Raw genomic sequence first — 8,495 nt, 5'->3', positions numbered from 1 at the left:
TTCTCGAACCCGCTGCAGGGTAGGGTGGGCGAAGGGATCGTGGTCGGCGACGCGACTGGTCACGAGGGAGGCCGCGGCAGAAACCATGAAACCGTGCTCCGGTCTGACAGCGATGGCCTGTTGGCCGGCAGGCAAGGCTCCGGCGGCACGCTTCTCGCAGATTTCGCTGACGCGCAAATGTCCCCGATGTCATCCTCGCGGGGAAGGTTGAGGGACGCGAGATGGGCAAATCGAACGAGCAACGGCCGCGGGTCATCGTGGCGGTGAACATGTCGGTGGACGGGCGGGTGGCGTTGAGGCGCGACCGCCCGCTGCTGCAGGCAGCAGAGGGCAGGGCGTGGCACGAGCTTTGGCCGGCGAGCACCGCAGGACGAGAGGTCGCCCGCACCGAGGAGATGGCGCGCGCCGAGGCGCCGGATGCGATCCTCGAGGGCAGCGGCTCATTCGTCGCCGACAGCATCGCGTCGCCCGAACTCGAAGCTGGGGATGCCGCCGCGGAGCAGGATCTCTACACGGATTTTCTGCCGGCGTCGGTGCGCCAGCAGCCTGGACATCGCAAGTGGTTCACGGTCGTTGACAGCCGCGGCCGGGCGCGCTGGACAATCAAGAGCCAGGGTGAGTAGACCTTCTGGTGCTGGTGGCGCGGGCGACGCCCCAACCGTATCTCGCCTACCTCAGGGCGGAGAGCGTTTCGTATCTGGTGGTCGGTGAGGCGCAGGTCGACCTTAGGGCGGCGCTGCGCCGGATGCGGGAAAAGCTCGGAGTGAACTGCGTCGTTTCGAACGCCGGCGGCGGGCTCAATGGGGCCCTGCTGCGGGCCGGGCTGGTCGATGCGGTGGACCTGCTCGTCGCCCCGGCGCTGGTCGGTGGCCTCGGTACGCCGAGTATCTTCGACGGAGTGCCGCTGAGTGACGGCGAAGTGCCGACGCGGCTACAGCTGATCTCGGCAGAGGCGGAAGCCGATGGGCTGCTGCGGTTGCGTTACGAGGTGATCGGCTAGAGCCGGCACAGCTCGGGCCAGCCAGCGTTCAACCAACGAGGCGCGTGGTGCGGAGTTTGCCGGGAGCCGCGACGCTCTGGTTTCGGCCCTGGCCCTTGGCGTCGTAGAGCGCGAGGTCGGCGGTGCTGATCAGCCAGGAGCCGTCGTGGACGGCGTCCTCGTCGCGCGGGTCGATCGAGGCAATGCCGATGCTGATGGTGGCGACGCGCCAGGGCAGGTTCCGGGCATGCGGAATGGCAAGGGCCTGCACCTGCCGGCAAAGGTCAGCGGCGATGGCGCGGGCGGCGTCGATATTGGTGTCGGGCAGCAGCAAAGCCAGTTCCTCGCCGCCGTAGCGCGCCGCCAGGTCGGTGGGGCGACGCGCCGCCATGGCGACGACGGCGGCGATCGATTTGAGGCAGGCGTCGCCGGCGAGATGACCGTGATCGTCGTTGAAGCGCTTGAAGCGGTCGGCATCGATCATCAGCAGCGATAGCGGCGTGGAGAGCCGGCGGGCGCGCGCCACTTCGCGCGTCAGCGCGGTATCGAAGGCGCGGCGGTTGGCGATGCCGGTGAGGCCATCGCGCAGGGCGAGGCTCTCGAGCTTCAATTCGAGGCGCTTGCGTTCGGTAACGTCGCGGGTGACGCCGACCACCGAGAGCTTCTCCGAGCGCTCGGCGGCGATGCGCAGCGAGGTCTCGAGCCAGATCTCGCGGCCATCCTTGTGCTGCAAGCGGAAGGACACCGTTTCCTGCTCGGTGACGCCCTGGCGCAGCCGCTCGGCCGCCGCTTCGACGGCCGGCCGATCCTGCGGGTTCACCACCTCGAAGGCATTCTTGCCCAGCATCTCCTCGGGCCGGTAGCCGGTCAGGCGCTCGAGGGCCGGGGAGATGTAGGTGCGGGTGCCATCGCTGTCGAAACGCTCGACCAGGTCGCTGGCGCTTTCGGCCAGGAGCCGGAACTCGGATTCCTTCTGCTCCAGCACGGTTTCGCTGCGCTGCCGGCGACGGATCTGGTCGACCAGCCTGAGGCCGAGCAGCGCCGCGCCCAGCGTCAGGCCGAGGGTGATGGCGCCGCGCTGCAGGGCGCCGCGGCCCCAGCTGGCCAGCGCCTCGGCATGCGAGACCGCGACGACCGAGACGATGGGGTAGCGCGCGCCGCGGTCATAGCCGCCGATGCGGCGATGGCCGTCGACGGCGGAGTCGTAGTGGTAGGCGCCCGATGCCTGGGCGAGGTCCGGCCGGGCGAACAGCTCGCCCTCGCCGAGATCCTCATCCCTCAGGTCGGGGTGGTAGGGTTTGCGGCTGAGCAGCAGGCCGTTGCTGTCGTAGAGACTGATCGTGCCGAGCGCGCCCACGTCGATGCTGTCATAGACATCGGCGAAATAGCGGGTGTCGATCGCCGCGACCACCACGCCGCCAAAACTGCCATCGGGCTGGTCGAAGCGGCGGCTGACCGTGGTGACCAGTGCATCGTCACCGGCGGCACGAATCGGCGCGCCGAAGGACGGCGCGTCGCTCGGCGTGGTCATGTGATCGCGGAAGTAGCTGTAGGCCGCCTGGTTGCCCCCCGGCGGCATGTTCTCGGCCGTGGTGACCAGCCAGTTGCCGTCGGCATCGTAGACATAGATGCCGCGCAGCCGCTGGGCGCTCTGCATGGTGCGCAGCATGAAGGCTTCGGTCTGCTGCAGCGCCTCGGGCGCGATGCCGGTGGTTTCGATCTGGTAGCTGACGAGGGAGACCGCCTGGTCGGCGATTTCGTAGGTGTCCTCGGCGTGCTGGCGCATCGAGCGCGCAAGGTTCTGCGTCTCGAGCTCGGCCTTCTGCACGGCGGCGTCATACGCCACCCACTCGCGCCAGCCTTCCAGCACGACAATCGCCGCGCAGATGGCGACGACGAACAGCGCCGCGCGCCGCGTCAGCGATTTGGGGGCCGGGCGGGCCATGAGGCAAGGCTTCCGGAACGGATTTGTCCCGGATTTTCTCGCATGATCTCGTTAACATCGGCGAAAGCGGGAACTTAGCATCGTCCCTCATCTGTTCACCAAAACGCAAACGGACGGCCAATGGCCGTCCGTCGAAACGCGTAGTCGCTAAAGCGGAATCTACTTGCTGAACGGTATCGAGGCCTTGAGCGTATCGCCGGTGGCGTTGAATACCACCTGGAACTCGACCACGATGTTCTTGCCCGCGCCCTTGAGGGCAATCGCGGCGGTCACGGTGAGGTCGTTGCCTTCCTCGTCTTTGTTCCGTTCCCTGAGGTTGAAGACGATCCCGTCGCCCTGCTTCTTGCCGACAGCAAGGCCAGAGAAAGTGACGTTTGAGGTCATCGCGGCCTCAAAACGACGCGCTGCGTCGTTGTAGGCAAGTGTGCCGTTTACGGCGAGATTGGTGCCGGCGAGAGCGCAGCGGCCCGAATAGTTGACCTTGTCGGCATTGCCCGGCGACAGGACCAGCTTGCAGATCACCGTCTCGCTCTCGGCTCCGACCAGCGCGCCCTTGCCACGCCAATCGCCGACATAGGATTTCAGCAGTTCCACATCCGCCTTCGCTGCCAGGGCGGGGGTCAGTGCGACAGGCGATATTGCGAGCAGACCGGCAAGCGCGACGCTGCGCAACCGGGGCCTGAGGACATTCATTTGCTTGAGCCTCCAATTGGACGGAAGAATCGCCCCCCGGCGATCAGCAAGGATGGGAGTACAACCAAGTCCCCGATCAATGCAACGAACAGAGTAATTACCGTCAGCGTGCCGAATAGCGCAACCGGCGGGATGGACGAGAACATAACTACTGCCGTTCCGGCGCAGATGATCAGCGTGGTGGCCACCAGCGCAGGGCCGACCCGCTCGAGGCCCAGATCCACTGCGTCCGCATTGTTACGGCCGGCTTCGCGTTGACGCACATAGGTGGCGAGGAAGTGGATGGTATCGTCGACGGCAATACCGAATGCGATGGTCAGCGCGATGACGCTTGTCAGTTGCAGGCCCGAGCCGCTCAAGTAGAGATAGAGTTCGGTGCCGAGGATGGGCAGCAGGTTCGGCACGACCGATACCAAACCAAGCCGCCACGAACGGAAGGCCAGCCCGATGAGGAAGATGTTGCACACGATGGCGAACATCAGGCTCGAACGGATGGAATTGATGATGTCGGTGCTGGCAAAGGTGGTCATCAACCGGTAACCGGCGACCTCGGCGCCCTCGATACCGGCCGTCACGAGATCGCCATCCAGCTTGTCGACGATATTCTTCAGCTCGACTGAATCCATGATCGTCGGCAGGAAGGCCGTGACCAGTGCCTGACTGCCGTCGTCGGTCACGAAACGGCGCTTCATGAAGGGCCCGACCGCGTCGAAGATTTCCTCGCGGGTGAAGCCGGCGTTCGAGTAGTTGAACATGCTGGCGCCGGAGATGACCTTGCCCTTGCCGACGACCGCTTCGACCACTTCGTGCGCCTTGCGTACCCGCTCGAAATCGGCGTCCGTCAGGTTGGGGTCGTTGTCGGCGAGCGGAACACGAATGTAGATGGGCGCCACACCGCCTACGCCGGAATCGATGCCCTTTGCCGTCTCGAGCGCTTCGGAATTCTTGGGCAGGAAATCTTCAAAGGAGAAGCGGGGCTCAAGGATGAAATGCGGAATCAGCAGGAGCAATGCGATCGCAATCCCGACGACGCCGAGGACGCGCGAGAACCTCCTGGTCAGGAAGCGCGCTGCGGGAATGGGAGCTGTTACCGCAATGCTCATCCGCCGTGGCGGCTTGTAGCCGAGCCGCACAGCCAGCTTCATGGTGAGCGGCATTACCGTGGCAAAGGTCAGGTAGGCCATTGCCACCCCGAGCACGCCGGACCAGCCGAACTCCTCGATGCCGCGTCCCTGGGTAACGATAAGCGTAGCAAACGATACCATGGTGGTCAGCGAGGTGAGGGCCGCTGCCGGCAGCACCCGCTTTACCGCCTCGTCGATTGCTTCTGTCGCTTCAAGCCCATCATTCCACAGCCGGAGCCAGGTGAAAGTGAAGTACATACTCTCGGCAAAGGCGACCACCAGCACCAGCGTGACCACGATATTGGTCAGGAAACTGAACGAGCCGAAAATCAGCATAACGGAGCCGATTACCCAGATTACGGCGATGGCCGGGGTGAAGGTTGCAAGCACCGCGCCCCAGAAACTGCGCAGCGTCAGCAGCGAGATGATGGCGCCGATGGCAAACCCGACGATGGAGAAAATGGCTTGGTCCGAAATGGTCGACTCGAGCAATTCGGTGCTCCAGATCGGCGGTCCCGTCAGTTCAACCTGAATATCGTTGCTGTTGTATTGCGCAACGAGCGCCCGCAGCGAGGCGATCATGTCCTTCATGCCACCTGGTGCTTTGCTCTTGGTGACGTCCGGAAACATGATCATCACCACGCCCGACAGGTCGCCGAGAATCAGGTTCCGCATGATCGGATCGTTTTCGCGCAGGTCGGTCAGGACCGCTGCAACCTCCTCGGGGCTGCTCATGTTCTCGGGTACTGCCGGGACGGTGCCGCCGTCGCCGCTGGGTTTGCGCAGGGTGAACGGTGTCATTGTTCCCAGCGCGTAATCGCTGAGTTCCAGATCGAAAGCCAGTTCACGCAGCTTCTCGATCACCGCAGGATCGGTCAGGCGCGGGGAACTCACGAGGACGTAGGCGTCATCCTCGAATGTACCAAATGTATCGGTGAGCTTTTTGTAGCGATCGAAATGGACGCCAGAATCGGCAAAGACCCGCATCAGGTCCCCGTCGACAGAAATGCGGGGCAGTTGCCACGCACACAGCACGGTGAACAGCAGGGCCACGATGCCGACAATCCTGGGGAACCGAATGGTCAGGTGCCCAATTCGCTCAAGACCGAATCCGATAGACCACTTGGGTATCCAGGTTCCCTTGCGGGCTTCGGGGCTGGCTGGCACTGGCAAGTCTCCGGAATTCTGTCGATGCGGCGCGGGCGACTACTAAGGCCTCGAACCCGGTTCGTCCAGCCGGGGCGCAGGAGAACCGGGGATTAGGCGGGAAAGTTGCCGTAATACAATTGACAAGCTGTGCTATATGGCAGGGCGCCGCCGAAATGCCCAAATAGTAGGGGATGCGCTGCGGCGCGGATCGGCGGCGGGTCGCCCCGTCCCGCGGAATCGCGTAAGCGCGTCCAGACTGGGTCAACCTCAGAAAAAGTAGCGTAGTGGCAGACAATACCGACGACCAGAACGGCGCAGCGCCGCTCCCCTCCGACATCGCCCCGATTTCGATCAGCGACGAGATGCGCGAGTCCTATCTCAGTTACGCCATGAGCGTGATTGTGAGCCGGGCTCTGCCCGACGTGCGCGACGGACTGAAGCCGGTGCACCGCCGCATCCTCTATTCCATGCATGAGCAGGGCTATGTGTGGAACCGCCCGCACCGCAAGTCGGCTCGCGTGGTCGGCGACGTGATCGGTAAGTATCACCCGCACTCGAACGACGCGGTGTACTTCTCGTTGGTGCGCATGGCGCAGGAGTTCTCGCTGCGCGTGACGCTGATCGACGGGCAGGGCAATTTCGGCTCGGTCGATGGCGATATGCCGGCCGCCATGCGCTACACCGAAGTGCGCATGGAGAAGGTGACCGACAGCCTGCTCGATGACATCGACAAGGACACTGTCGACTTCAAGGACAATTACGACGCCTCCGAGCGCGAGCCGACGGTGCTGCCGGCGCGGTTCCCGAATCTCCTCGTCAATGGCGGCAGCGGCATCGCCGTCGGCATGGCGACCAACATCCCAACCCACAATCTGGGCGAGGTGATCGACGCCGTCCTGATGCTGATGGACAACCCTGGTGCGATCACCGAGGAACTGATGACGGTGCTGCCGGGGCCGGATTTCCCGACCGGCGCCATCATTCTCGGTCGTTCCGGCATCCGCCAGGCCTACGAGACGGGCCGCGGCGCCATCCTCATTCGTGGCAAGGCCCATACCGAGGAGATGCGCAAGGAGCGCGAGGCGATCATCATCACCGAGATCCCGTATCAGGTGAACAAGGCGACGATGATCGAGAAGATGGCCGAGCTGGTGCGCGACAAGCGCATCGAGGGCATCTCCGACATCCGCGATGAATCCGATCGCAACGGCATGCGCGTGGTCATCGAGCTGAAGCGCGATGCGGTGCCGGATGTGGTGCTGAACCAGCTCTATCGGTTCACCCCGCTGCAGGGCTCGTTCGGCTGCAACTTCGTGGCGCTGAACGGCGGCAAGCCGGAGCTGATGAGCCTCAAGCAGATGCTGGTGGCGTTCCTCGACTTCCGCGAAGTCGTGGTGACGCGCCGTACCCGGTTCCTGCTCAACAAGGCGCGCGACCGCGCCCACATCCTCGTCGGCCTCGCCGTAGCGGTGGCCAACGTCGACGAAGTGATCGCGCTGATCCGCACCTCGCCCGATCCGGGCACGGCGCGCGAGCGGCTGATGGCGCGGGACTGGCCGGCCCGCGATGTGGCGCCGCTGATCGCGCTGATCGACGACCCGCGCCACCGGATGAACGAGGACGGTACGTTCAAGCTGAGCGACGAGCAGGCGCGCGCCATCCTGGCGCTGACCCTGAGCCGGCTGACGGCGCTCGGCGTCAACGAGATCGGCGAGGAACTCAACGGGCTCGGCACCGACATCTCCGAGTATCTGAGCATCTTGCGCTCGCGCGAGCGGGTGCTGGGAATTGTCCGCACCGAGCTGACCGAGATCAAGGAGCAGTTCAATACGCCGCGGCTGACCGTCATCGACGAGGCGGCAGGCGATTTCGAGGACGAAGACCTGATCGCCCGTGAGGACATGGTGGTGACCGTGACCCATGGCGGCTACATCAAGCGCGTGCCGCTGACCTCGTATCGGGCGCAGCGCCGTGGCGGCAAGGGCCGCTCCGGCATGGCGACACGCGACGAGGATTTCGTCAGCCGGCTGTTCATCGCCAACACCCACACGCCGGTGCTGTTCTTCTCGTCGGCCGGGCAGGTCTACAAGATGAAGGTGTGGCGTTTGCCGATCGGCGAGCCACAGGCGCGCGGCAAGGCGCTGATCAACATGCTGCCGCTCGATCCGGGCGAACGCATCACCTCGATCATGCCGCTGCCGGAAGATGAAAGCAGCTGGCAGCAGCTCGACGTGATGTTCTCGACGATCCGCGGCACCGTCCGCCGCAACTCGCTGGCCGACTTCGTCGAGATCAACAAGAACGGCAAGATCGCCATGAAGCTCGATGAAGGCGACGGCATCGTCGATGTCGCCACCTGCACGGCCAATGACGACGTGCTGCTGACCACGGCGCTGGGGCAGGCGATCCGCTTCCAGGTCGACGAGGTCCGGGTGTTCAAGGGCCGCGATTCGACCGGCGTGCGCGGCATCAGCCTCGCCGAGGGCGACCGCATCATCTCGATGGCGATCGTCCACCACTTCGACGCCGAGTCGTCGGAGCGCTCTGCCTATCTGAAGATGAGCCGCGCGGTGCGTGGCGAAGACGAGACCGAGGAGGTCTCCGA

The 8,495-nt window shown here is 64.5% G+C and carries 6 protein-coding genes; 3 read left to right on the top strand and 3 right to left on the bottom strand.

Annotation, left to right across the window (positions count from 1 at the left end; genetic code table 11):
- Positions 1-221: 221 nt before the first annotated feature.
- Together VW23_RS17625 and VW23_RS17620 are read left to right on the top strand one after the other, a co-directional pair.
- Positions 222-623 (top strand): hypothetical protein, encoded by a 402-nt coding sequence (locus VW23_RS17625; protein WP_069910858.1) that lies wholly within the window; start codon positions 222-224, stop codon positions 621-623.
- Positions 624-631: 8 nt separating this feature from the next.
- Complete coding sequence (locus tag VW23_RS17620) at positions 632-1,000, top strand: RibD family protein (RefSeq protein ID WP_176730427.1); 369 nt, start codon at positions 632-634, stop codon at positions 998-1,000.
- Positions 1,001-1,028: 28 nt separating this feature from the next.
- On the opposite strand, the gene VW23_RS17615 is transcribed toward VW23_RS17620, so the two are convergent.
- The 3 genes from VW23_RS17615 to VW23_RS17605 form a co-directional block, all read right to left on the bottom strand.
- Positions 1,029-2,924, bottom strand: a complete 1,896-nt coding sequence (locus tag VW23_RS17615; protein WP_069910856.1) for a sensor domain-containing diguanylate cyclase — start codon at positions 2,922-2,924, stop codon at positions 1,029-1,031.
- Between the two features lie 159 nt (positions 2,925-3,083).
- Complete coding sequence (locus VW23_RS17610) at positions 3,084-3,617, bottom strand: hypothetical protein (protein ID WP_069910855.1); 534 nt, start codon at positions 3,615-3,617, stop codon at positions 3,084-3,086.
- Complete coding sequence (locus VW23_RS17605) at positions 3,614-5,908, bottom strand: efflux RND transporter permease subunit (protein WP_141728376.1); 2,295 nt, start codon at positions 5,906-5,908, stop codon at positions 3,614-3,616. The genes VW23_RS17610 and VW23_RS17605 overlap by 4 nt, the downstream gene beginning before the upstream one ends.
- 344 nt (positions 5,909-6,252) lie before the next feature.
- Between VW23_RS17605 and gyrA the strand changes: the two genes are divergently transcribed.
- Positions 6,253-8,495: DNA gyrase subunit A (gyrA, locus tag VW23_RS17600; RefSeq protein WP_425285219.1), on the top strand; the 2,243-nt coding region annotated here is incomplete at its 3' end.

The sequence above is a fragment of the Devosia insulae DS-56 genome (genome assembly GCF_000970465.2).
GTDB classification, from domain to species: Bacteria; Pseudomonadota; Alphaproteobacteria; order Rhizobiales; family Devosiaceae; genus Devosia_A; species Devosia_A insulae.
Note: the sequence above shows the minus strand (reverse complement) of the source record. Positions and strands in the feature narration are given on the sequence as shown.

Coding starts and splice junctions, on each gene's coding strand:
- VW23_RS17615 (WP_069910856.1), bottom strand. CDS start 2,924: ATGGCCCGCCCGGCCCCCAAATCGCTGACGCGGCGCGCGGCGCTGTTC.
- VW23_RS17610 (WP_069910855.1), bottom strand. CDS start 3,617: ATGAATGTCCTCAGGCCCCGGTTGCGCAGCGTCGCGCTTGCCGGTCTG.
- VW23_RS17625 (WP_069910858.1), top strand. CDS start 222: ATGGGCAAATCGAACGAGCAACGGCCGCGGGTCATCGTGGCGGTGAAC.